Annotated in this window: 26 protein-coding genes; 20 read left to right on the top strand and 6 right to left on the bottom strand. The window is 69.2% G+C overall.

The features are described from left to right. Both WDJ58_RS15530 and WDJ58_RS15525 read right to left on the bottom strand, forming a co-directional pair. Positions 1 to 312, bottom strand: a complete 312-nt coding sequence (locus WDJ58_RS15530) for a hypothetical protein (RefSeq protein ID WP_338914181.1) — start codon at positions 310 to 312, stop codon at positions 1 to 3. Positions 313 to 369: 57 nt separating this feature from the next. Then, on the bottom strand, positions 370 to 1,011 hold the full coding sequence (locus WDJ58_RS15525; protein WP_338914180.1) for a hypothetical protein: 642 nt from the start codon (positions 1,009 to 1,011) through the stop codon (positions 370 to 372). Positions 1,012 to 1,136: 125 nt separating this feature from the next. Between WDJ58_RS15525 and WDJ58_RS15520 the strand changes: the two genes are divergently transcribed. The 3 genes from WDJ58_RS15520 (at position 1,137) to WDJ58_RS15510 (ending at position 4,201) form a co-directional block, all read left to right on the top strand. Continuing rightward, positions 1,137 to 1,784 (top strand): helix-turn-helix domain-containing protein, encoded by a 648-nt coding sequence (locus tag WDJ58_RS15520; RefSeq protein WP_338914179.1) that lies wholly within the window; start codon positions 1,137 to 1,139, stop codon positions 1,782 to 1,784. Between the two features lie 352 nt (positions 1,785 to 2,136). After that, entirely contained in the window at positions 2,137 to 2,943 is an 807-nt protein-coding gene (locus WDJ58_RS15515) for a cytochrome c oxidase subunit 3 (protein WP_338914178.1), read from the top strand. Positions 2,944 to 3,217: 274 nt separating this feature from the next. Continuing rightward, positions 3,218 to 4,201, top strand: a complete 984-nt coding sequence (locus WDJ58_RS15510) for a ferritin-like domain-containing protein (protein WP_338914177.1) — start codon at positions 3,218 to 3,220, stop codon at positions 4,199 to 4,201. A 102-nt stretch (positions 4,202 to 4,303) separates the two neighbouring features. On the opposite strand, the gene WDJ58_RS15505 is transcribed toward WDJ58_RS15510, so the two are convergent. Together WDJ58_RS15505 and WDJ58_RS15500 are read right to left on the bottom strand one after the other, a co-directional pair. Next, complete coding sequence (locus tag WDJ58_RS15505) at positions 4,304 to 4,822, bottom strand: hypothetical protein (protein WP_338914176.1); 519 nt, start codon at positions 4,820 to 4,822, stop codon at positions 4,304 to 4,306. Beyond that, positions 4,819 to 7,098: a DUF6789 family protein gene (locus WDJ58_RS15500; protein ID WP_338914175.1), complete on the bottom strand. Its 2,280-nt coding sequence runs from the start codon at positions 7,096 to 7,098 to the stop codon at positions 4,819 to 4,821. Before WDJ58_RS15500 ends, WDJ58_RS15505 begins: the two co-directional genes overlap by 4 nt. Before the next feature lie 243 nt (positions 7,099 to 7,341). On the opposite strand from WDJ58_RS15500, the gene coxB reads away from it, so the two are divergent. From coxB to WDJ58_RS15475, 5 genes are all read left to right on the top strand, one after another. Further along, the gene (gene coxB, locus WDJ58_RS15495) at positions 7,342 to 8,082 is read left to right on the top strand and encodes a cytochrome c oxidase subunit II (RefSeq protein ID WP_338914174.1); all 741 of its coding nucleotides are present in this window, start codon (positions 7,342 to 7,344) and stop codon (positions 8,080 to 8,082) included. A 71-nt stretch (positions 8,083 to 8,153) separates the two neighbouring features. Then, positions 8,154 to 8,750, top strand: coding sequence for a DUF2391 domain-containing protein (locus WDJ58_RS15490; protein WP_380661000.1), 597 nt, complete (start codon positions 8,154 to 8,156; stop codon positions 8,748 to 8,750). A 198-nt stretch (positions 8,751 to 8,948) separates the two neighbouring features. Further along, positions 8,949 to 9,206, top strand: coding sequence for a hypothetical protein (locus tag WDJ58_RS15485; RefSeq protein WP_338914173.1), 258 nt, complete (start codon positions 8,949 to 8,951; stop codon positions 9,204 to 9,206). 196 nt (positions 9,207 to 9,402) lie between these two features. After that, positions 9,403 to 9,582 (top strand): HVO_2753 family zinc finger protein, encoded by a 180-nt coding sequence (locus WDJ58_RS15480; RefSeq protein ID WP_338914172.1) that lies wholly within the window; start codon positions 9,403 to 9,405, stop codon positions 9,580 to 9,582. An 11-nt stretch (positions 9,583 to 9,593) separates the two neighbouring features. After that, complete coding sequence (locus tag WDJ58_RS15475) at positions 9,594 to 9,860, top strand: elongation factor 1-beta (RefSeq protein ID WP_338914171.1); 267 nt, start codon at positions 9,594 to 9,596, stop codon at positions 9,858 to 9,860. A 77-nt stretch (positions 9,861 to 9,937) separates the two neighbouring features. Here WDJ58_RS15475 and WDJ58_RS15470 read toward each other — a convergent pair whose 3' ends face one another. Further along, the gene (locus WDJ58_RS15470; protein WP_338914170.1) at positions 9,938 to 10,891 is read right to left on the bottom strand and encodes a two-component system sensor histidine kinase NtrB; all 954 of its coding nucleotides are present in this window, start codon (positions 10,889 to 10,891) and stop codon (positions 9,938 to 9,940) included. A gap of 253 nt (positions 10,892 to 11,144) precedes the next feature. On the opposite strand from WDJ58_RS15470, the gene WDJ58_RS15465 reads away from it, so the two are divergent. From WDJ58_RS15465 to WDJ58_RS15415, 11 genes are all read left to right on the top strand, one after another. Then, positions 11,145 to 11,438 carry a 50S ribosomal protein L21e gene (locus WDJ58_RS15465; RefSeq protein ID WP_338914169.1) on the top strand — a complete coding sequence of 98 codons (294 nt, stop codon included), beginning with the start codon at positions 11,145 to 11,147 and terminating at the stop codon, positions 11,436 to 11,438. Next, on the top strand, positions 11,435 to 11,791 hold the full coding sequence (locus tag WDJ58_RS15460; RefSeq protein WP_338914168.1) for an RNA polymerase Rpb4 family protein: 357 nt from the start codon (positions 11,435 to 11,437) through the stop codon (positions 11,789 to 11,791). The genes WDJ58_RS15465 and WDJ58_RS15460 overlap by 4 nt, the downstream gene beginning before the upstream one ends. An 88-nt stretch (positions 11,792 to 11,879) precedes the next feature. Beyond that, positions 11,880 to 12,491, top strand: a complete 612-nt coding sequence (locus WDJ58_RS15455) for a DUF655 domain-containing protein (protein ID WP_338914167.1) — start codon at positions 11,880 to 11,882, stop codon at positions 12,489 to 12,491. 140 nt (positions 12,492 to 12,631) lie between these two features. Then, on the top strand, positions 12,632 to 13,480 hold the full coding sequence (locus WDJ58_RS15450; protein WP_338914166.1) for a 16S ribosomal RNA methyltransferase A: 849 nt from the start codon (positions 12,632 to 12,634) through the stop codon (positions 13,478 to 13,480). Continuing rightward, a complete protein-coding gene (locus tag WDJ58_RS15445) occupies positions 13,477 to 14,772 on the top strand; it encodes a mechanosensitive ion channel family protein (RefSeq protein ID WP_338914164.1) in 1,296 nt (431 codons plus the stop codon). The genes WDJ58_RS15450 and WDJ58_RS15445 overlap by 4 nt, the downstream gene beginning before the upstream one ends. Then, positions 14,769 to 15,353 (top strand): HemK2/MTQ2 family protein methyltransferase, encoded by a 585-nt coding sequence (locus tag WDJ58_RS15440; RefSeq protein WP_338914163.1) that lies wholly within the window; start codon positions 14,769 to 14,771, stop codon positions 15,351 to 15,353. The genes WDJ58_RS15445 and WDJ58_RS15440 overlap by 4 nt, the downstream gene beginning before the upstream one ends. Before the next feature lie 107 nt (positions 15,354 to 15,460). After that, a complete protein-coding gene (locus WDJ58_RS15435; RefSeq protein WP_338914162.1) occupies positions 15,461 to 16,459 on the top strand; it encodes a 5-methyltetrahydropteroyltriglutamate--homocysteine methyltransferase in 999 nt (332 codons plus the stop codon). After that, positions 16,456 to 17,541 (top strand): methionine synthase, encoded by a 1,086-nt coding sequence (locus tag WDJ58_RS15430; RefSeq protein ID WP_338914161.1) that lies wholly within the window; start codon positions 16,456 to 16,458, stop codon positions 17,539 to 17,541. Before WDJ58_RS15435 ends, WDJ58_RS15430 begins: the two co-directional genes overlap by 4 nt. Positions 17,542 to 17,836: 295 nt before the next feature. Further along, positions 17,837 to 19,870: a bacterio-opsin activator domain-containing protein gene (locus WDJ58_RS15425; RefSeq protein WP_338914160.1), complete on the top strand. Its 2,034-nt coding sequence runs from the start codon at positions 17,837 to 17,839 to the stop codon at positions 19,868 to 19,870. 86 nt (positions 19,871 to 19,956) lie between these two features. Then, positions 19,957 to 20,715, top strand: coding sequence for a bacteriorhodopsin (locus tag WDJ58_RS15420; RefSeq protein WP_338914159.1), 759 nt, complete (start codon positions 19,957 to 19,959; stop codon positions 20,713 to 20,715). Between the two features lie 120 nt (positions 20,716 to 20,835). Further along, positions 20,836 to 21,720, top strand: coding sequence for a lycopene cyclase domain-containing protein (locus WDJ58_RS15415; protein ID WP_338914158.1), 885 nt, complete (start codon positions 20,836 to 20,838; stop codon positions 21,718 to 21,720). A gap of 53 nt (positions 21,721 to 21,773) precedes the next feature. Here WDJ58_RS15415 and WDJ58_RS15410 read toward each other — a convergent pair whose 3' ends face one another. Beyond that, positions 21,774 to 21,971, bottom strand: a complete 198-nt coding sequence (locus WDJ58_RS15410; protein WP_338914157.1) for a XapX domain-containing protein — start codon at positions 21,969 to 21,971, stop codon at positions 21,774 to 21,776. 264 nt (positions 21,972 to 22,235) lie between these two features. Between WDJ58_RS15410 and glmU the strand changes: the two genes are divergently transcribed. Further along, positions 22,236 to 23,417, top strand: coding sequence for a bifunctional sugar-1-phosphate nucleotidylyltransferase/acetyltransferase (glmU, locus tag WDJ58_RS15405; protein ID WP_338914156.1), 1,182 nt, complete (start codon positions 22,236 to 22,238; stop codon positions 23,415 to 23,417). Positions 23,418 to 23,436 lie beyond the last annotated feature (19 nt).

The following is a 23,436-nucleotide window of genomic DNA, read 5'->3' as shown; positions in this document are numbered from 1 at the left end:
TTAATACCGGGTTTCGGATCGGCGAGCCGGATCACGACCGATCGCGCCGACCGCGGTACAGGTAGACGAGCAGGACGATCGGGACCGCGGCGACGACCGTGTAGTGCCACTCCCCGGCGAAGACGGGGGTGCCAACACGAACAGCGCGACGACGTACCCGACGAGCGCGCCCAGGACGGTCCACCCCTTCGCGTCCCCGACGTACTCCGCGACCGCACCGATCAGCACGAACGGGAGAACGGCGAGGGCCGCGACCACCACCTCGTCGATGGACGACAGGAACCCGTGGCCGGGGTCGAAGAAACTCGGCATCACGTCCCGGAGGTCACGGGTGCTGCTGGGCCTTCCCACCGCTCGGGTGGCCCGGGATCAGTTCGCCCCGAAACAGACCACCGGACGTTCGGCGAACCGTTCGGGAGTACTCGTCACGCTCGACGAGGGGGTCCCGCCGATGCGCCGCTCCTCCCGGTAGAGCGCGCGGTCGGTCAGCCGGTAGGTGACGGGGACGTTCGCGCCGTCGCCGTGGACGACGGTCGCGGTGGCCGTCCCGGTCGCCCGACCCTGCGCCCAGGTGTTCGTCCGCGAGGTGAGTTCGACCACCCAGGCGTCACCGGAGCCCTCCACGGCGACCTCACCGACGATCACCTCGACGTTCGTGGAGGTGGTTCGAAGCGCCGCGTTTCGGGACCAGGCCCTCTCGAACGCGACGACGTACTCCTCGACCGACGATCGGTTCCACTCCTCGGGCGGTTCGGGGAGTTCGCTCGGCTCGACGTCCTCGCGGAACGGGTCGACCGGATGCTGTTCGACGGCGTCACACTCCCCAGGAGTCGCGGACGGTGTCGCGGTTGGCGTCCCGCCGGGCGTCGATGTCGGTGTCTCCGCGGGTGTCCCCGGGGTGCTCGCGTGGGTCGGGGTAGGCGTCCCACCCCCTCCGAGCGTCGTGGTACATCCCGCGAACACCGACGATGCGGCGAGGAGGGCTGTCAGGAGGACTCGACGGCGATCCATATCCGCCGGTGGTCACTCCGGAGGTAAGTGCCTTGAGGAGGGTCAAACGGGCCTCTGAATCATCGCCTCGAAGCCTCCTCGCCCTCACGCGGCGGTATTAAGTCGCGAGCCGCCGTGCTCGGGGTATGATCGCGGAGTGCCTCGTCGTCGAGTTCCGCGTCACCGACGACGACTGCCCGGTCGCGACGGCCGCGCGCGAGACGGGCGCGAGCGTCGACGCGAACCCACCGCTGTTGCGCTCCGACGGCCACGCCCTGCTGCACCTCACGGCCTCCGACCCCGCGGTCGGCGAGCGCCTCGACGCCGACGACCGGATCCGGTATCTCCACGGCGTGGGCGCGGACGGACGGCACAGCTATCGCTGTCTCTCGGAGGCACCCTGTGCCGTCCACCGGCTGGTCGACGCGGGCTTCCTCGTCGACTCCGTCCACCACCGCGCCGGCACCGAGCGGTACGTCGGTGCCGTCGTCGGGAACGACGTCCTCGGCGGAGTGCTCGCGGCGGCCGGCGGGACCGTCGGCGTCTCCGTCGAACGTATCTCGCGGCTCGGCGACGACGGTGACGACGCCGTCGCCCGGCGGTGGGACCTCACCCCCCCACAGGAGGAGGCCGTCGAGACGGCCTACCAGATGGGCTACTTCTCGGTCCCGCGGGAGGTGACCGCGAGCGAGGTGGCGGAGGCGATCGGCGTCTCGAAGTCCGCGTTCCTCGAACGGCTCCGCCGCGCGCAGTCCTCGTTCTTCGGGCACCTCTACGATCCCGGGGGGGAGTGAGAGGTCGCAGCGAGCGAAGGCGAGCGAGACATCTTGCCGAGCGGGGAGCGTAGCGACCCGTGAGGAGTAGCGCGGCCGACCAGGGGGAGGCCGCGGACATCCGAACGGCGAGAGCGGGACGCTCCCTTCGGTCGCGTCCCGAACCGCGAGCGGGGAACGGAGTGGCCCGCGAGCGGGGCGAGCCGTGAGGAGTAGGGAGACGCGAGCGAACGCGAGCGTCTCCGGAAGGCGAGCGAGACCTCTACCGGAGAGAACACGGGGACCGACCCACAGGGGGGAGGAGTGTGGTTCCCGGGGCGACCGGCGCGTCCCGTCCGGTCGGTTTTTTCACGCCCGGGGGACAGTGGCGACCATGGCCGGAACGACCGAGGTGGCGGACGCTTCCGCCGACGGACACCACACGAGCCGCTGGCCGCTCGTCGCGGCGCTCGGGGCGGGCGTACTCTACGCCGGCGTCGGGCTCTCGCTCGTCGGGCCCGGGCTGGTCCCGTGGTTCATTCCGCTCGTTCTGGGCGTCGCCGGCGGGTCGGGGCTCCTGGTGGGCCTCGCGGGGTGGGCCTACGAGGCGTTCCTCGCCGACCACTCGCCGGGCTCCGGGGACCCCTCCGGGCTCTACTCCGGCGGGATGGTCCTGTTCCTCGTCTCCGACGTCGCCACCTTCGCCGCGGGGTTCGTCTACTACGGGTTCGTTCGCGTGGGGACGTGGCCTCCCGAGCACCTCCCCTCGCTCCTGGGATCGCTCGTCGTCGTGAACACGCTCCTGCTGCTCGCCAGCAGCCTCACCCTCCACTACGGTCACGCGGCCTTAGAGGGAGGGAACCGCCGTCGGTTCGTGGGGCTGCTCGGCGCGACGTTCACCCTCGGCGTCGTCTTCCTCGCCGGTCAGGTCTACGAGTACTACGAGTTCGTCGTCGGGGAGGGGTTCACCCTCTCCAGCGGCGTCTTCGCCAGCGCGTTCTACGGGCTCACGGGCCTGCACGGCCTGCACGTGAGCCTCGGCGTCCTCCTCCTGGGTATCGTCCTCGGCCGGGCGCTCCGCGGGGACTACTCGGCGGAACGGGACACCTCCGTCCGGACGGTCTCGCTCTACTGGCACTTCGTGGACGCCGTCTGGGTGTTCCTCGTGGCAGTCCTCTACGTCGGCGCGACGATCGGGTAGACGCTCGGCGACGGTACGGAGAGGGTCGTGTGCTCCCCGGGAGAGGACCCGCGTTCGTGGTGTGAACACCCCTCGCCACGCTGAGCGACCGAAGGGACTGTGCCGGGGACCGAACGCGGCCGCGGATCGGGTACGGCCGGTTCGACCCGCCCGGCCCGCGCAGGGAGGGATCGAAATTCGGTGTGAATTTGGTATTGAGTCGGTGACACGTCGGCGGTGGCGGGGTCGAAGTTCGGAAAATCATCATGTGGTGACACGTCCTTGCCTCGTTTGCATGTCTAACACACATGACGGTGAGACGGAGAACGGTGCCGGAAAGCTCGCAGACTACCTCCGCGACGGGTCGCTCCCCTCGCGTCGGGCCGTCCTGAAGGGGGCGGCGGCGGTCGGCGGCGGGTCGCTCGTTGCGGCCATCGGCGGGTCGAACCGGGTCCTGGCCCACGAGGCTGGCGACGACGACACGAGCGACGTCGACGTGCTGAACTTCGCGCTCACGCTCGAACACCTCGAGTACGCCTTCTACCGCGATGGCCTGCGGCGCTTCGATCAGGGGGCGTTCGTCAGCGCCGACATCCTGGAGGGGTTCAGCGCCCACGTCCGGCGGGACGTCCGGGGCAACCTCGCCGACGTCCGCGACCACGAGAAGACCCACGTCGACACGCTCGCGAGCGTCATCGAGGACCTGGGCGGCGACCCGGTCGGGGAGGCCTGCTACGAGTTCGGCTACGGGAGCCCGAGCGAGTTCCTCGCGATCGCGGCCGTTCTGGAGAACACGGGCGTCTCCGCGTACGACGGGGCGATCAGCCTGATCGAGAACGCGGACCTGCTGACCGCCGGCGCGACCATCGCGACGGTGGAGGCCCGACACGCCTCGTACCTGAACTTCCTCAACGGCGACGACCCGTTCCCGGCCGCGTTCGACGAACCCAAGTCGATGGACGAGATCCTTGAGGCGGCCGGCGGGTTCATCGTCGAGTGTGACGACGACGGATCCGGCGGCGGGCCGTTCCGGGTGGCGGTCGACTGTGACGTCTCGAACCGCGCGCGGGTCACGATCACGAACGTCTCCGATCGGCGAGTCCAGCTCCGGGACATCGATAACGAGGGCGTCAACGCGGTCGTCGGCCGGCCGATGCTCGACCCCGGCGAGTCCTACACCAGGGACGGCGTCGAGCACGGTACGGCCGTCCTCGCCGCCTTCGATCGCAGTTCGAACACGCGGATGGGAACGACTCGAGCGGAGATCGACTGCGAGTAGGCCTGGGGAGAGTCAGATCGCGGGGATGTACCCTCGACGGGTCCCGGTGGTTCGCCCGCGCACGCGGCAGCGCCACAGGCGCGTCGGTCGTCCGAGGTTCGGCTACCCGGCTTCCTCCTCGAGCCGGACGAGACGGCGGTACAGCGGGGGGGTGAGTATCCCGACCGTTCCGAGCCCGATGGCGAACACGCCGAGCGGGAACTGCAGGGGGGCGACCTCGTAACAGGGGTTCTCCGAGACGACCGTCGAGAAGTAGCGTTCCCCCTCGTAGGTGATCAGCGTGCCGTTCGTGAACGCCCGATGGTTCGGAAACGGTCCCCGGACGTGGGCCTCGCCGACGGGGTCGGAGAGGGCCTCGACGAACGCCTCCCGTTCGGCGGTCGAGAGCTCCTCGAACGGGAGCCGGTCGATCGAGGGGGTCCGGTCGGCGAAGCGTCTATCGGTCTCCTCGGGACCCTCCACGGCGATGGTCGGTTGGCCACAGGTCGAGATGTCCTCCTGGACGATCGCGTAGCCGCCCGGGACCGCCGCCCCGATGCCGACGGCGACCAGCAGGACCCCGAGAAGGGGGGCGACGTAGGTGAACAGGATCGAAGCGGGGGTGCGTTCGTTCTCGCTCATGTGGGGTTGTCGTCGAGGCGCTTCCGGCGGCGGGCCCGGAGGAACTGGAACGTCACGGAGAGCCCGAGTCCGTACGCCCAGTGGGCCACGAGGACGAACCCGACGTAGCCCACGAGCGCTAGCCCGGTCTGTCCGGTGTAGAACGCGATGGCGAAGCCGGTCGAGATGAGCGTGGCGAACACCAGCCCGGTCTCGAACAGCAGGCGACCGGGGAGGAAGTCGAAGAACGCGAGGAACAGCAGCGGCCAGGTGACCGTCCCGCCGACGAGGAACAGCGCGACGCCGACGAGCGGGGTCGCCGGCAGCCCGACGAGTTCGGCGATCTCGGCGAACGAGGCGGGATCGAACACCCCGACGAACACCGCGGTCCCGAGCCCGCCGACCATCAGGACGGTCCCGACGAACCCGCCGACGGCGGCCATCCCGGCGTTCCGCGAGACGATCTCCGCGAAGGTGCCGACGCCCCCAGTGAGTCCCTCGGGGTCACCCTCCGGAGCGTACGACGGCCGGGTCGCCTCCGGTTCCGCGGGCGCGAGGTCGTACTGTGCGACCATCCGGTCCTCGAACCACTGCCACTCGCGGGTGAACTGCTCGGTCGCCTTCAGGTTCCACGGGTCGGTCGTCCGGACCCGCTCGCCCTGCCAGTACGAGCGCAGCAGGTTGTAGAGCCAGAGGAGCGCGCTCAGCCCCACGATGTACCCGCCGACCGTGGCGATCTGCTGGGCCAACTGGTACTCGGGGGGGTAGAGCGCCTGTCGGCGGGGGAGCCCCTGCCCCCCGATGACGAGGAGCGTCGTGAACGTCACGCTCGATCCGACGGCCATCAGGACGGCCTGGAACCGCGCGAGACGCCGGTCGTACCACCGGCCGGTGATGAGGGGGAACCAGTAGTAGCTCGCCGCGACCATCATGAACGGGATTATTCCAACTACGATGAGGTGGAAGTGCCCGACGACGTAGTAGGTCCCGTGGTAGAGGATGTCGATGGGGATGACCGCGAGGAACACCCCCGTGACGCCTCCGATGATGAACGTCCCGATGGACCCGATACAGAGGAGGAACGGCGCGGTCGTCCGGACGTCGCCGTCCCACATGGTGGCGATCCAGTTGAACACCTTGATCGCGCTGGGGACGGCGATGGCGATGGAGACGGCCATGAACGACGCCCGGATGCGCGGGTCGACGCCCGTGGTGAACATGTGGTGTGCCCAGACCCCGAAGGAGAGGACACCCATCCCGAGCGTCGAGTAGACGACGAACCGGTAACCGAACAGCTTGCGGCCGACGAACTTCGGGAGGATCGTGCTCAGCAGGCCCGAAGCCGGCAGGAAGAGGATGTACACCTCCGGGTGGCCCCAGAACCAGAACAGGTGCTGCCAGAGGATCGGGCCGCCGCCCTCGACGGCGAAGAACGTCGTCCCGAAGTTGCGATCAAGCAGGAGCATCACGATCGCGCTCCCGAGCAGGGGGAACGCGAACAGCGCGAGCATGCTCGTGACCAGCATGTTCCACGAGAAGATGTCCAGGTTCGCCCAGGTGACGTCGTCGGCCCGCTCGTAGACGACCGTGGCGATGAAGTTGATCGCGCCGACCGTCGTAGCGATGCCGCTGAGGTGGAGCCCCAGGAGCAGGAGGTCGATCTGCGGGTTCGGCTGCTGGACCGACAGCGGCGCGTACAGCGTCCAGCCGACGCTCACCTCCCGGATCGTGAGGAAGAAGCGGATGGCGTCCTCGGGGAGGAAGAGGCTCAGTACCTGCCCGCCGACCTGGACCAGCAGACCCAGACGGGCCAGCAGCAGCGCCGGCGGCAGCAGCCAGAACCCGATGGCGTTCACCCGCGGGAACGCCATGTCGTCCGCGCCGATCAGGAGCGGCAGGACGTAGTTGCCGATCCCGAAGAAGACGGGGAGGACGAAGAAGATCAGCATCGTCAGCCCGTGGGTCGTGAACAGGGCGTTGTACGTCTCGGGGTTCCAGATGTCCGCCGGCGGGGTGAGCAGTTCGGTGCGGAGCATCATCGCGTCGACACCGCCCCACAGCCCCGCGACGGTTCCGAAGACGATGTAGAGGATGCCGATCTCCCGGTGGTTCGTGGTTGTCAGCCACCGGAGGAGTTCGGCCCGGAGCCGCCCCAGTTCGAGCAACAGCCCCTCGCGGGTCGTGTAGCCGCCGTCGCTCTCCGCACGGGCGGCCCGGCGGGAGCGGAACCACAGCAGGAGACAGCCGAGCGCAAGCGCGCCGAGGGCGGTCCCCTCGACGACGGCCCGGTTCATCATGGCGGCGCTCCGGAACGGACGGTGGTCACGAACCAGACGACGCGGGGACCCATCGAACCGGACTGCTCCGCCGACGCCCATAAAACTCACGCGACGACCACCCGACGCCGGCCACCCACGGGACCCACTGGACCGAGCGGTTGGATCCCGGCCCGCGTTCGGCGGCGACCGGGAGCGGCCGGGGAGTGGGCCGGTGGGTGCGACCTGCCAACCTATATGACGACGGGTCGGGAAGGGCCGGTGATGCGCCCCGCCCGCTGGCTCGCCCGCCTGTCGCTGGTCGCGCTCGGCGTTGGACTGTTCGCGGCGCTCGCCGCCCCCGCCGCCGCCCAGTCGATAAACCGGGCCGTCATCGACGACCTCAACGAACAGCTGCTGTACGTCGCCCTCCCGCTCACGCTGTTCGTCGAGGTCACGCTCGTCTACGCCGTCTACCGGTTCCGGGACAACGACGACCCGAAGCCGACGGTCGACGACCCGGCCCTGGAGATAACCTGGACCGCCGCGACGGGGGTCATCCTCCTGTTCGTCGGCGTCTCGGCGTTCTTCGTGCTGTCGAACCCGTACCTCACGCCGGCCGCCGCGGGCGCGGCCGACCCCGGGGCCGGGAACGCGACCGACGAGATCGAGGTCGAGGTGCTCGCCTACCAGTGGGGCTGGGAGTTCCGCTACCCCGGGGCGAACGTCACGTCGCGCTCGCGGGTCGTCCTCCCCGTCGACAGGGACGTCCGGTTCGCCCTCTCCTCGGCCGACGTGATCCACTCGTTCTACGTCCCCGAACTCGGCATCAAACAGGACGTCTTCCCGGGCCACGAGACCGTCGCTCGGACACACGCGACCGAGACCGGCGAGTACGACCTCTACTGTGCCGAACTCTGCGGGGCCGGTCACGCCCGGATGGACGGGACGGTCGACGTCAGGAACGGGAGCGCCTACCGGGAGTGGCTGGACGACCAGTCCTCCTCGGCATCGGCGTCCGGGTAAACGGGGGGCGGACGGCCGTCGAGCGTGGCGACCCGCCCGGGCTTATATCGAAGGGGCCCGACCCCGAGTGCATGACTCCGGACTCCTCGGATACGAACGGAGGCCCCGAACGGGCGTCCGGGCCGAACCCCCCGGACATGGGCGACGTCTTCGACGAACTCGAGGCGCTCGAGGCGGTCGTCGACGACCCCGAGGAGCTCAGGCGGGTCCGGGAGACCAAGCGGCTGGTGCTGACCGCCCAGCGGGGGCCGTTCGGCCGGGTCGTCAGCGGGTTCGACCGGGCGGATGCCGCCGAGGCGCTGCTCGGGAGCCTCCTGTTCGGCATCCCGATGTTCGTCGAGGGCGGAACCGGCGAGGTAGGGGCGTACGTCGCCACGCACCCGCTCTACTTCCTGGTGACGCTCGGGTTCGCGCTGTCGACCGTCGTCGGTATCCTCTATGTGGCCGACATCCAGGACGTCAGGGTTCGGAACCCCCTGTTCGGGCTGATCCCCCGCAAACTGCTCGGGGTGGTCGTCGTCGCGGCGTTCACCGCGATCGTGATGATGACCGCCTGGGGACGGGTCGACTGGGCCGTAGACCCCTGGGTATCCGTCTGTGACGTCACGGTCGCGTTCTTCCCGATGGCGATCGGGTCGGCGCTCGGGGACATCCTTCCGGGATCGTAGACACCGCATCCGAACCGGATCGGGACGCGAGGGTGATGGGGCTACCGTATCACGGTGCCGGGCTTGACTCGCAGTACCCTCCGACATCACGTAGTACTCGACATCGTAGAGCGCCAGCCATTCCACGTCGGCGTGATGGACCGTAGTCCTCTCGCTCGCCGCAGAAAGCACTTACCGGGTGATAGCATCCCCGTCAACATGATCCCCGACTGGCTCAGGGGACTCGTGACGGTCGTCGTCGAACTCGTGGCCGTCGTCGCCTTCCTCGCGCTAACGCTGTACGCGCCGGTGATGTTCGTTCTCTGGGCTCCCGCCCTCCCCGAACCGGTGCTGGACCTGCTCGGGCTGTTTCCCTACTGGGCCGTGGTGCTGGCGGTCACGGTGCTCTCCTTCGGGGTCGCGTTCGGTTTCCTCGTCCGCCTCGCGAACTCCGCTCCGTTTCCGGAGTGGTTCTGATCGCTCGACCAGTCCGGAGAACCACGGCGTCGTTCGACGAGGGCGCGGAGCTCGATCCAGGACGGACGCGGTCGCCTCCGCCATCCGATTCCCTCCGGATTCGGACGGCGCTCGGAGCGGGACCGTAAACGTTCCGCAACTCCTGCTCGGACGGCGTTTGAGAAGGGTTAAATGCCGGCCGGGACTCACGTGGGATATGAGCGAGAGCCAGCAGCGCGGCACCCGCAAGTGCGTGTCGTGCGGCATCAACATCTCCGGCACGAACGCCGCTCGCTTCAAGTGCCCCGACTGCGGGCACCTGATCTTCCGGTGTTCGACCTGCCGCAAGCAGAGCAACCTCTACGAGTGCCCCGAGTGCGGATTCACGGGGCCCTGAGGTGAGACAGTATGGGTAAGGTAGCTGCACGACTCAAGGTGATGCCGCAGAGCCCCGAGATCGACCTGGACGCGCTTCAGGACCGACTCGAGAACTCCCTCCCCGAGGGCGCGAAGATCTCCCGCGTGGACCGCGACGACGTGGCGTTCGGCCTCGTCGCGCTGCTCCCGACGGTGATCATCCCGGACGACGCCGGCGGGGCGGACGCCGTCGAGGAGGCCTTCTCGCAGGTCGAGGGTGTCGAGAGCGTCAAGGTCGACCAGGTCGGCCGTATCTGACCGCGCCGGACGGCCACCCCTTTCGAGTCCACTCCCTGTAGCGGTCGCTCCGTTTCGGCTCGAGGCGCGACGCCGTCTCACTTCTGACAGCCGACGAACTCGACCCCGGTGACCTCGAACCGAGCGCCGCCGGAGTCCGACTCGGCCACGTCTACGTCCCACCCGTGGGCCCCCACGATGGTCCGGACGACCGAGAGCCCGAACCCGGAGCCGTCGGCGGCCGTCGTGAAGCCGTGGTCGAACACCTCGCCGAGATGCTCCTCGCGCACCCCCGGGCCGTCGTCCTCGACGTAGAACCCGTCCTCGAGCGGGCCGACGCGGACGGTCACCGTCCCGTCGTCGCTCCGGCCGTGTTCCACGCTGTTCCGGAACAGGTTCTCGAACATCTCGCACAGGCGGTCGGCGTCGGCCGTGAGCGCCGGGACCGGTTCGTACTCGAACGTGGCGGAGGGGTTGCTCGGATCCTCCCAGGCGATCTCGACGACCTCCCCGAGGTCGGTCCGTTTGGGCCGTTCGACGACGGCACCCTGTCGGGCGATCCGGAGCAGGTCGTCGATGAGTCGGCTCATCCGGTCGACGGTCGTCCCGATGGCGTCGATGTGGGCCCGATCACCCGTCTCCAGATAGAGATCGAGCCGACCGGAGACGACCGCGAGCGGGCTCCTGAGGTCGTGTGAGAGGATGTCCGTGAACTCCTTGAGCCGGTCGTTCTGGCGTTCGAGCATCCGCTCGTACTGTTTCTGCGAGGTCGTGTCCTTGCTGACGACCGTGTATCCCCCGGTGGCGTTCCGGATCGGCGAGATCGTGATCGTGGCCCAGAAGACCGTCCCGTCGGCCCGCTCGTGCCAGTGCTGTGTCTCCACGCCGGCGTCGGCCACCTCGTCGAGCAGGCCCGCGAGCGCCGTTGCGGCCCCCTTCTGATCGGCGAAGAGGAACGAGAGCTCCCTGCCCGCGACCGTCTCCTCGCGGTAGCCGTAGAGCCGCTCGGCCATCGCGGGCCACGTCCCGATCCGCCCGTCGTGCGAGAGCATGAACACCGCGTGGCGGTAGCGTTCTCGATGAGCCGCTCGTGGACTCCCTCGTAACCGTGCTCTGATACGTTTCCCACCTCCTCGTCAGTACCCGATACGGTCATGCCGACCCGAAGGACGCAGGTGTAAATATCGTTTGCTATTGTCATGAAACGAGCTACCACGTGTCCCGGTCGCTGTCGACGGGCTGGGTGGGTGGCGAGGTGCCTTTCGCACCTTTTATAGTGCGCTGCGGACAAGGAGTCTCAAGACCATGCCGAGTTCGAACGGACCTCTCCAGGGAACGCGGAACAAGCTGAAGAACGATCCTCGCGAGCGGGGGACCTCCCCGCCCCAGCGGGCCATCCAGGAGTACGAGGAGGGCGAACGGGTCCACCTCAGGATCGACCCGAGCGTCCCGAAGGGGCGGTTCCACCCGCGGTTCAACGGCCACACCGGCGAGGTCATCGGCAAGCAGGGCCGCTCGTTCAAGATCCGTATCACGGACGGCGGCAAGCCGAAGACGCTCATCGCGGCCCCCGCCCACCTCCGCCGGCAAGAGGAATGACGATATTCAAGCAGATCGTCGACCAGGAGTACCTCACCACGGCCGAGGCCAAGGAGGTCCTCGCGGGTATCGAGGCCGAGCGCGCGCTGGACGAGGACCGCGAGATGCGCTACGAGCTGGCGCGGGCCATCGAGCACGTCAACCGGTTCGCCGAGCTCTCGGGCGAGGAGGCCCGCGCGCTCGTCGAGGAGCTCCGCGAGTTCGAGAAGGTCGACGAGGCGACCGCCCACAAGATCGCCGACCTGCTCCCCCGGGACCGCGACGAGCTCCGGTCGGTGTACGCCCAGCAGCGGTACTCCCTGGACGGCGAGGAGCTCGACGAGATACTCAACACGGTCGCGAAGTACGTCTGAGGGCGGGGTCGGCGGGTCCACGTGACCGACGGGAGTCCGCCGCCCGTGGACGAGTCGTTTTAATACGCCGTAGTCCTACCGTCGTGACATGAGCGAACACGGGTCGCGGCGCGACGAGACCGGTGACGGCGACGGTGAGACGGAACCCGAAGCGTCGGTCACCGCCGTCGTCCTGGACCTGCTGCCCAACGGCCGACCGGACGACGACAGGCCGGCCTACAAGAAGTCCCCGGTCGCGTACGCCCTCGGCGAGGCGGAGTTCGGGCTCTACGAGCTGACGCTCGAAGACGAGTCCGGCATCGGTATCGGCGACACCGTGGACGTCGACCCCCCTGACGAGCACGTCCAGTCGGTACGCTCGGTGGGGATGGAGGGGCTGACGAGCGCGGCGCGTTCGGAACTGGAGTACGCCGTCGACGACATCATCGACCGGAACGAACGCCGGTTCGTCGACTTCTACAACGACGCCCAGGCGATCACGACCCGTCTCCACGCGCTGAACCTCCTCCCCGGTATCGGGAAGAAGCTCCGGAACAACGTCCTCGACGAGCGGAAGCGCGGCCCGTTCGAGTCGTTCGAGGAGCTCGGTGAGCGGGTCTCCGGCCTCCACCGCCCACGGGAGGTGCTCGTCGAACGCATCATGGAGGAGATCAGGGAGGAGGACCTCAAGTACCGCATCTTCGCCCGCCGGTCGGAGTGATACGGACGGTTGTAGTCCTCTACCGGTGATCGCCGATCCGACCGGGCGGACCACCGGTAAATCGTTACAACCGTCCGTACGAGACGGTCGGGACGGAGCGGGAACTTCTTACGGGCGGCCCGGATACGCTCGGGGAGCGAATGAGGGACGAACGAACGGCCCGACGTGACCCCGCCGCGCTCCTCCGGCGGGCCGGCGTGCGGGGCGACCCCGACCGGGACCAGCACTTCCTCGTCGACGACCGGGTGCTCGACCGGCTCCCCGGCTACCTCCCCGAGGGGACGGACCTCGCGCACGTCCTGGAGGTCGGCGGCGGGACGGGCGCGCTGACCGATCGCCTGCTGGCGGTCGCCGACCGGGTGACTGTCGTCGAGCGCGACCCGGATCTGGCGGGGTTCCTCGGCGAGGAGTTCGCCGAGGCGGTTTCGGCGGGGCGGCTGGACGTGATCGAGGGCGACGCCCTCGATGTCGACCTCCCGGGGTTCACCGCGAGCGTCTCGAACCTCCCGTACGGCGTCTCCTCGGAGATCTGCTTTCGACTCCTCCCCCGGCGGCGACCGCTGGTGCTGATGCTCCAGCGCGAGTTCGCCGAGCGGATGGCCGCGGCACCCGGCACCCCCGAGTACGGCCGGCTGTCGGTGACGGCGGGCCACTACGCCGACGTCGAGGTGGTCGAGCCGGTCCCGCCGACGGCGTTCGAGCCACCGCCGGCCGTCGAGAGCGCCGTGGTACGGTGCGTGCCGAGAGACCCCGACTACGAGATCCCGGACGAGGCCGCGTTCATGGACCTCGTGCGGGCGTGTTTCACCCAGCGGCGCAAGACGATGCGGAACGCGGTGCGGAACACCACGCACATCTCCGGTCTCTCCGACCCGGACGCGGTCGTCGAGGCCGCGGGCGAGGAGCTGATGGGAAAGCGGGCGGGGGACGTCAGCCCCGCGGAGTTCGCCCGGCTCGCCCGGCTCGCCGCGGAGGTGGGTGGGGCGTGAACGCCCAGCTGGTCCCGACGTTCGAGGGCCTGAGCTGGATCGGACAGGTGTTCATCTCGGTCACCGTCGCCGCGCTGTTCCTGGCCTCGATGGGTGTCGCCTACCTGCTCGGGGGGTGGCTGCGGAGCCGTCTCGACGACGACATCGCCGAGGCGCTCCAGTCGCTGTTCGTGACCGCCGTCGGTATCGTCGCCGCCGGGGTGCTCGTCCTCGTCTGGGGGCTCCAGAGCGACCTTCGGACGGCGCTGGCGGTCGTCGCGGTCGACGGCGAGGACGCCGCGCTCGTGCTCGTCTCGTTCGTCGTCTTCGGTGTCGCGTACACGCTGACCCGCATCACCAAGCGGTTCATCCAGCACCGGGCCCAGCACGACGCGATCTCGGCCCACCAGCGACAGGTCGCCCACCACGTCGTCCAGATACTCGTGTTCGTCCCGGCGGTCCTGTTCGTGATGGCGCTCTGGGGCGCTCGACCGGGGAGCTTCCTCATCGGTGCCGGGGCGATCGGTGTGGTCGTCGGTCTCGCCGCCCGGCAGACGCTCGGCGCGATGCTCGCGGGGTTCGTCCTCCTGTTCGCCCGGCCGTTCGAGATCGGCGACTGGGTCGTCATCGACGAGGAGGAGGGGACCGTCACCGACGTCTCCGTGTTCAACACCGCGATACGGACATTCGACAACGAGCACGTGCTGGTCCCGAACGACCAGGTGACCGCGACCGAGATCATCAACCGATCGCGCAACACCCGTCTCCGCGTCCAGGTCGACGTCGGCGTCGACTACGACGCCGACCCGGGGGAGGCGGCCGAGGTCGCCCGGGAGGCGATGGCCGACTGTGAGGAACTGCTCGACGATCCGGCCCCCGACGTCGTCATCTCGGAGTTCGCCTCCTCGTCGGTCGTGCTGACCTGCCGGTTCTGGATCTACGAGCCCTCGATCTCGCGGAAGTGGGAGGCCCAGAACGCGATGGTCGAGGCGGTCAAGGCCGCCTTCGAGCGCGAGGGGATCCGGATCCCGTTCCCCCAGCGGACGGTTTCGAGCCGCGAGGACTCGGGAATCCCCCTCGCTCACCGTGAGGCATCGGGCGATTCCGGGACCGACCCCGACCCCGAGGCCGGGGACGAGGAGGGGCAACCCGCCGAGGACGCCGAGTCGAGTGCTGACGACCGAAGGGGGGGCGAGCGAGACGGGGATGGACAGGGGAACGAGGACGGACAGGGGGACGGCGATGGGGGCGGGTGGGACGACGACGACCACGAGGCGGCGGCCGAATCCGACGGGAACGAGGGGGGGACGTGACGGACCTCGCCGAGCGCCGCGGGGTCGAGACCGAGGTGTACGGGGCCGCCGAGGACTCACACCTCCTCGCCCGGGCGGCGGTGATGCGCGCCGAGCGGGACGACCTGGTCCTCGACGTGGGGACCGGTTCGGGCTACGTCGCGGCCACCGTCGCGGAGACGACCGGTGCCCGGGTGATCGGCTCGGACCTCAACCCCCACGCCTGCCGCCGGGCGCAGGAGGTCGGGATAGAGGCCGTCCGGGCGGACCTCGTCACGCCCTTCCGGGATTCGAGCTTCGACCTGGTGACGTTCAACCCGCCGTACCTCCCGACCCCCGAGGAGGACGGGCGCGACGACTGGATGGAGCGGGCGCTCTCGGGCGGTGAGTCCGGTCGCGAGGTGATCGAGCCCTTTCTGGACACCGTCCGTCGCGTGCTCGTCCCCGACGGTCGGGTGCTGCTGCTGGTCTCGTCGCTGACCGGCATCGACGCCGTGCGCGACCGCGCGCGGAACAACGGGTTGACCACGCGAGTGGTCGAGGAGGAGTCGTTCCCCTTCGAGCGGCTGGTCGTCCTCTCGCTCCGGCCGACGTCGGGCTGACGCGGAAACGGTGGCCCCCATCCCGTTCTGCGGCGAGCACGCGTGATTACTATTGATCATAAATTGATGTAGCAATTATTAAAGGGCGTCATGGCGTAGCGCGGACGATGACCGACATCCTGTCCACGACGCCGGGGCTGTTCCCCCTGCCCGACTGGGCCAAGGACGAGCTCTCGGACCTGAAGGGCCACCAGAAGTCCGACCTGGTCTCGGGCGAGGAGAACGAGGAGATCCTCGACGCGTACGACCGGACTCGCGAGGAACTCGTCTCCCGGCAGGTCGAGGCCGGCCTCGACCGCGTCGTCGAGGGCCAGGCCCGCTGGGACGACATGCTCGCCCACCCGCTGGCCGTCCACGACGCCGTCGAGACGCGGGGTATCGTCCGCTACTACGACAATAACAACTTCTACCGCGAGCCGGTCGTCACCGGCGAACTCGGCTTCGACGGCGACACCGCCGCCGACCTGGAGGCCGCCGCGGCGCTGACCGACGCGCCGCTCCAGGCCACCCTCCCGGGACCGTACTCGCTGTTCGATCTCGCGACCGACGAACACTACGGCGACGAGGCCGAGTTCCTCGCCGGGCTCGCGGAGTTCCTCGCCGGCGAGGTCGAGGCGCTCCCCGACCACGAGACGCTGTTCCTCTGTGAGCCGTCGCTCGTCGAGACGCCGCCGGGCGAGGATCTCGACGAGCTCGCGAGCGAGGCCGTCGACACCGTGGCCGCCGCGACCGACGCGGAGGTCGTCGTCCACAGCTACTGGGGGGCGATACCCGAGAAGCCGTACGCCCACCTGATGGACGCCGACGTCGACGCCGTCGGCTTCGACTTCGTCGCCGACCACGAGCGGAACCTCTACAACATCCAGGAGTACGGCACCAAGGACGCGATCGCGCTGGGAGTCGTCGACGGGCAGAACACGCTCGTCGAGGAACCCTCGACGATCCGGGAGCGGATCGAGTGGGTCCAGGAGCAGGTGCCCGCACAGAGCTTCGAGACGGTTTACGCGACCGCCAACACCGAGCTGTTCTACCTGCCGACGAACAGGGCCGGGGCGAAGCTCGACGCGCTGGCCGAGGCCGCCGAACTCGAGGAGGTGGAAGCATGAGCCCGAACACGAACACCGACACCCGCGAGCAGTTCCGACCGGCGGACCACCCGAACGAGCACTTCCTGCTGACCACCGTCGTCGGCTCCTACCCCAAGCCGACCTGGCTGAACCGCGCCCGTGACCGCCACGAGGAGGGCGAGAACTTCGACGAGGACGACTGGCGGGAGGCCAAGGACGACGCCGCACGGCTCATCACCGAGGAACACGAGCGGTCGGGGCTCGACGTCGTCGTGGACGGGGAGATGCGGCGCAACGAGATGGTCGAGTACTTCGCCCACCGGATCGCGGGCTACGAGTTCAACGGTCCCGTCAAGGTCTGGGGCCACAACTACTTCGACAAGCCCTCGGTCGTCGACGGGGTCGCGTACGACGAGCCGTGGCTGGTCGACGAGTTCGAGTTCACCTCCTCGGTCGCTTCACATCCGGTGAAGGTACCGATCACGGGGCCGTACACGCTTGCGAACTGGTCGTTCAACGAGGCCTACGACACACAGGAGGAGCTGGCCTACGACCTCGCCGAACTCGTGAACCTCGAGGTCGAGAAGCTCGTCGAGGCCGGCGCGCGCTACGTCCAGATCGACGAGCCGGCGCTCGCCACCACCCCGGACGACCACGCCATCGTCGGCGAGACGCTCGAACGGATCGCCGACGGCATCCCCGAGGACGTCCGCCTGGGCCTGCACGTCTGTTACGGCGACTACTCGCGGATCTACCCGGAGATGCTCGACTTCCCGGTCGACGAGTACGACCTCGAACTGACCAACGGCGACTTCGATCAGCTCCCGGTGTTCACCGAGCCGGAGTTCACCAAGGACCTCGCGCTCGGCGTCGTCGACGTCCACTCCGCCGAGGTCGAGACCGTCGAGGAAATAAAGCGAAACATCAAGAAGGGGTTCGAGATCGTCCCGCCCGAGCGGCTCACCGTCTCGCCGGACTGCGGCGTGAAGCTCCTCCCGCGGAAGGCCGCCTACCGGAAGATGGAGAACATGGTCGCGGCCGCCCGCGAGGTCGAGGCCGAACTCGACGCCGGCGAGGTGGAGGTCGGGTTCGCCGGGACCGAAGCACCCGCCGACGACTGAGTATCGACCGACTGTTCTCCCCGTCTTCGAGGGGGAACGGCCGACCCACGCAGCACACGTGGGACCTTCTCGCGTAGTCGAAACGGGGATCGAGCGCCGCGCACGCGCGCGGCGGGAAGCTCCGTGGACCGCGAGCGTACGATGGAGTCCGACGGGCGACCGACGGATGCCACCGATCCCGGGTGTAGCACGACCAGGGTGGCCTCGGCGGAGGGTCGAACGCTCGCCGCCCGCTCTTCGCGAACCCGGGGTCGCCGGACGTGCCATTAATTATCGTTCCGCACGGTTGAAACGCATGAGCGTCACGCAGGAGGGCACCGTCCGCGTCCTCGCCGTTCTTGAGGCGGGGCGACGCGAGGAAGTGGTCGAGGTGCTCGAGGGCGACGGCCTGCGCGTACAGCCCGCCGGGAGTACGACGGAGGCGCTCTCGACGCTGAGCGAGCGGCCGTTCGACGCCGTGATCTGTAGCCTCTCGTCCGACGACGGCGACGACCTCTCGCTGCTCCGGGAGATCCGCACGTTCGACGAGGATATTCCGGTGGTGGTGCTGACCGAGGACGCCCGCGTCGGCGAGGCGTTCGCGGCGGGAGCCTCCGACTGCGTCCCGCTCGTCGCGGACGGCGAACGGTACGACCGGCTCCCGGCGCGGCTACGGAGCGTCGTCGCGTGGCGCGAGGAGCCCGGCGATCGTTCCCGGGCGGCCATCGACGAGGAGCTCAAACAGCGGGCCATCGACGAGGCACCCGTCGGCATCACCATCTCCGACCCGGACCTCCCGGACAACCCGATGGTCTACGTGAACGAGTCCTACACGGAGATGACCGGCTACGACCGCTCGGAGGCGCTCGGGCGCAACTGTCGGTTCCTCCAGGGAACGGGGAGTGACCCGGAGACCGTCGCCGCGATGCGCGAGGCCATCGCCGCCGAGGAGCCGGTGTCGGTCGAACTCGTCAACTACCGGAAGGACGGGAGTTCGTTCTGGAACCGGGTCGACATCGCGCCGATCCACGACGAGACGGGCGAGGTCAGCCACTTCGTCGGGTTCCAGACCGACATCACGGCCCGCAAGCGCGCCGAGGCCGCCGCCCGGCGGTACGCCACCGCCGCCTCCCGCGAGAGCGAGCGGCTCGAACGCCTCATCGACCGTACCGAGGTCCTCCTGCAGGACGTCACGTCGGTGCTCGTCGGCGCGGAGACGCGAGAGGAGATCGAGACCGGGGTCTGCGAGCGGCTGGTCGAGGCCACCCCCTACGCCGCCGCCTGGATCGGCGACAGCACCATCGCGAGCAGCGTCATCGTCCCGCGGGTCCGGGCCGGCGCGAAGGCCGACGCGTTCTCGTCGCTCACCATCGACGCCGACGACCCGGAGGCCGCCGACCCGACCGCCCGTGCCGCGAGCACCCGGCGGGTCCAGATCGCCCGCGGGGAGACGGCCGCCGACCTCCACCCCGGATCGAGCGGCCTCGCCGAGTCCTTCCGGGCGATGGCCGCCATCCCCATCGCCCACCGCGAGACGCTCTACGGCGTGTTGAACGTCTACGCGGAGGACGCCGACGCCCTCGACGAGACCGAGGAGGCCGTGCTCTCGCTCGTGGGGCGGGCCGTCGGGGCCGCGGTCAGCGCGTTCGAGAGCCGGCGCGTCCTCCTCGGGAGCGGGATCGTCGAACTCGAGATCGGCATCGAGGACCCCTCGATCGGGCTCCTCGGCCTCGCGGCCGAGGCCGACTGCAGGGTCGGATACGAGGGGTCGATCTACCGCGACGACGGGTCGGTCATCGCCTTCGTGACGGTCGATCCCGACGGCGAGGGGATCGAACCCGCCGCCGCGGAGCTCGCCGATATCCACCGAATCGACCGGATCGCCGTCCACGAGGGGACGGGGCTCTACGAACTCCGCTGTCCGAGCGGGACGCTCCTCACGCACGTCGCCGACGCCGGGGGGAGCATCCGCCGGCTGGAGGCCGACGGCGAGTCGCTCGAACTCGTCGTCGAGGTCGCGGACCGACCCGCCGCCCGGTCGCTGTTCACCTCCCTGCAGGGGACCTATTCGGCGGTCGAGCTGCTCGGCTCACGCGAGCGGGAACGGCTCCCGAGTACGCGCGCGGGGTTCCTCGACTCGCTCACGGAGCGGCTGACCGAGCGCCAGGAGACGGCGCTCCGGACGGCCTACCTCGCCGGGTTCTTCGAGTGGCCGCACGCGGTCTCGGGCGACGAACTCGCGGCGACGATGGACGTGTCGCGCTCGACGTTCCACCAGCACCTCAGGGCCGCACAGCGAAAGCTCGTCGGGGCGGTCCTCGACCCGGAGTTCGAGAGCGCACCCAACTAGTTCGGTAGTGCGTTCATTATCTGCCTCTCGATCCCAACCTGTAGGGTCTGTTCGTTATACCCTCCCAGTCCGTATTCGAGGACGCAATGGCACAACCAGGCCCGGAGTCGATCTGGCTGTGGATCGGGACGATAGGGATGACGCTCGGAACGCTCGCGTTCGTCGCGCGTGGGTGGTCGGTGAAGGACCCCGAACAGCAGCGGTTCTACATCATCACCATCTTCATCACCGCGATCGCGAGCGCGGCGTACTTCGCGATGGCGACGGGGTTCGGACTGACGGAGGTGACACTCGGCAACGCGACGCTGGACATCTACTGGGCGAGGTACGCCGACTGGCTGTTCACGACGCCGCTCCTGCTGCTCGACCTCGCGCTGCTCGCGGGCGCGAGCCGTAACACCATCTACACGCTGGTCGGTCTCGACGTGTTCATGATCGTGACCGGCCTCGTGGGCGCGCTCGTGACGTCGAGCCCCGCGATCCGCATCGTCTGGTGGGGCATCAGCTGCGCCGCGCTGGTGTTCCTGCTGTACTTCCTCGTGAAGGCCCTCTCGGAGGCCGCGACCCAGCAGTCCGAGCGGGTCCGGAGCCTCACCAAGACCCTCCGGAACATGCTGATCGTGCTGTGGGTGGCCTACCCCATCGTCTGGATCCTCGGCACCGAGGGGACCATCGGTATCCTCCCGCTGTACTGGGAGACGGCCGCGTTCATGGTGCTCGACCTGACCGCGAAGGTCGGGTTCGGGATCGTCCTGCTGCGGAGCCACTCCGTGCTCGACGAGGCGGCGGCCCAGGTGCGGACCGCCGAGACCGCCGAGGCCACCCCGCGGAGTTCGGCCGACTGATCGGGACGGCACGGGCCGACCCGAGCGATCCGACCGAATCGATCGAACGACAGAACGACCGAATCGGGATCCCCGGCCGGGGCGTCCCGAACCGATCCGGTCCCCGGCCCACACCGCCCCATGACACTCACCTACCTCCAGTTCCACCTCGTTTTCCTCGTCCCGGTGCTCGTCCTCCTGGGGATCGCCGTCCGGCGGTACGGGCGTCGGACACTGCTCACCCCCGGGGCCCGGTGGGCTGGGACCGGTGTCCTCGTCGTCGTCGCGCTGGTCTACACCGTCCCGTGGGACAACTACCTCATCACGCGGGGGGTCTGGTGGTACGGAGAGGGGCGCGTCGTGGCGACGGTCTGGCACGCCCCGGTCGAGGAGTACCTCTTCATGGCGCTCCAGCCGGTCGTCGCGGCGCTGTGGCTCGCGCTGCTGCCGACTCCGCTCGGGGAGACGCCGACCGACGTCACGCGGCGTGAGCGCGTGCTGGGGGTCGCGGGCGGCCTGGCGGTGACTGCCGTCGGGGTGGCGCTGCTGGCTCGCGAACCGACGTTCTACCTCGGGGCGATCGTCGCCTGGGCGGGGCCGGTCCTCGCCCTCCAGTGGGGGTTCGGCTGGCCCGTCCTGTGGGCGCTCCGTCGCCCGGTCGCGCTCGGCGTGCTCGTCCCGAGCGTCTACCTCTGGACGGCCGACCGTGTGGCCATCGAACTCGGGATCTGGGTGATCTCGGAGCGGTACACGACCGGCCTCACCCTCGTCGGGCTCCCGATCGAGGAAGCGCTGTTCTTCCTGGTGACGAACCTGTTCGTGGTGCAGGGGCTGGTCCTGCTGGGGTGGCTAGTCGGGGGGCGGTGGTCGAGCACCCCCAGTTCCAGGCCGTCCTCGGCCACCGAACCCGGGAACGTCCTCTCCCGGGACGTGCGATCGATGGCGGACCGGGATGTCAGCGTCCGTGAACCAGCGGCCGGGGTTCGAGGTACTGGGGGAGCCGACGGCGATACCCCGGACGACTGACGGTGTTACCAGTCACCGTCCTCTGGATCGGTTCCGGACTGGACTTCGGACGATCACGAGAGCCCGAGCGCGGAGAGGAGGTCGTAGCTCGTCCCCGAGAACTGGACGAGCTTGAACCCGACGTAGATCCCGACGATACCGAGGATACCGCTGAGCGTCGGCGGGGCGGGGACGGGGATCTCCAGGAAGGCGAACAGCCCTCCAGCGAGGGCCCCGGTCAGGAAGGCCAGCACGGTGAGACCAACGTTCATACCGGTCGGTTGGGGCTGCGCCGGAGAAAAGCACCCCGGAACAACCGGAGGTCCAAGTGCGATAGCGGGACCACCGACCGGCGTGACCTGACCGTCGACCGCGGGGAGTGCGCGGCGTGCGAGCGCCGACCGGGGCGGGCCGCGACTCCGAGCGCGACGACTCCCTGCGGACATCCATCCCGACCCCCGAGTCGACCGTCGCCTGTTCGCTCGCGGCCGACCCTGCTCCGGTAGTCCTTTGACCGGCTGGCCTGTCCCCCGGGTATGCAGACGGTAGTCCTCGCAGCCGGGGAGGGAACCCGGATGCGACCGCTGACCGAGACGGTCCCGAAGCCGATGCTCCCGGTCGCAGACCGGCCGCTCGCGACCCACACCGCCGACGCGGCGGTCGACGCCGGAGCTACCGAGCTGATCCTCGTCGTCGGCTACGAGGCCGACGCGGTGCGGGAGTACTTCGGCGAGAGCTACCGCGACGTCCCCATCTCGTACGCGGTCCAGGAGGAACAGCTCGGGACGGCCCACGCGGTCGGGGCCGCCGGGGATCACCTCGACGGCCCCTTCGTGGTCCTGAACGGCGACAACCTCTACGACCCGGAGGGGGTCGAGTCGCTGTTCGAGTCGGCCCCGGCCGTTGCGGGTTATCGGGTCGCGTATCCGACGAACTACGGCGTCCTCTCGACGGACGGGGAACGGGTGACGGCCGTCGTCGAGAAACCCGACGACCCGCCCTCGGATCTGGCGAACGCGGGGGCGTACGCCTTCCCCGCCGAGGCGGTCGAGTGGCTGGACGTCGAGCGGTCCGAGCGGGGCGAGTTCGAGATCACGGACGTGCTCGCCCGCGCCGTCGAGGCGTTCGACGTGACCGCCGTCGAACTCGACCGCTGGATGGACGTCGGCCGGCCCTGGGAGCTGCTGGAGGCCAACGAGTGGAAGCTCTCCGAACTCGACCACCGGATCGAGGGCGAGGTCCACGAGAGCGCCGAGATCCGCGGTCCGGTGGTCGTCGAGGACGGTGCCGTCGTCGAAGCCGGCGTGGTCGTCGAGGGTCCGGCGCTAGTCCGGGAGGGTGCGGATATCGGGCCGAACTCGTACGTCCGCGGAGCGACGCTACTCGGCGAGGACGCCCACGTCGGACACGCCGTCGAGGTGAAGAACAGCGTCCTCATGTCCGGAGCGACGGTCCCACACCTCAGCTACGTCGGCGACAGCCTCCTCGGTCCCGACGTGAACCTCGGGGCCGGGACGCAGGTGGCGAACCTCCGCCACGACGGCGAACCGGTCCGGACGACGGTGAAGGGCGAGCGCGTCTCGACCAACCGACGGAAGTACGGGGTCGTCGTCGGCCCGAACGCGAAGACCGGCGTCAACACCAGCCTCGATCCCGGCGTGGTGCTCTCGGCGGGCGCGACCACGCTCCCCGGCGAGCGCGTCGACCGCGACCGGTAGCGAGCCGGGACGCGGCGTC

The organism is Salinirubellus litoreus (genome assembly GCF_037335815.1).
Classification (GTDB): Archaea; Halobacteriota; Halobacteria; order Halobacteriales; family Haloarculaceae; genus Salinirubellus; species Salinirubellus litoreus.
This window is presented reverse-complemented; position numbering and strand designations above follow the sequence as displayed.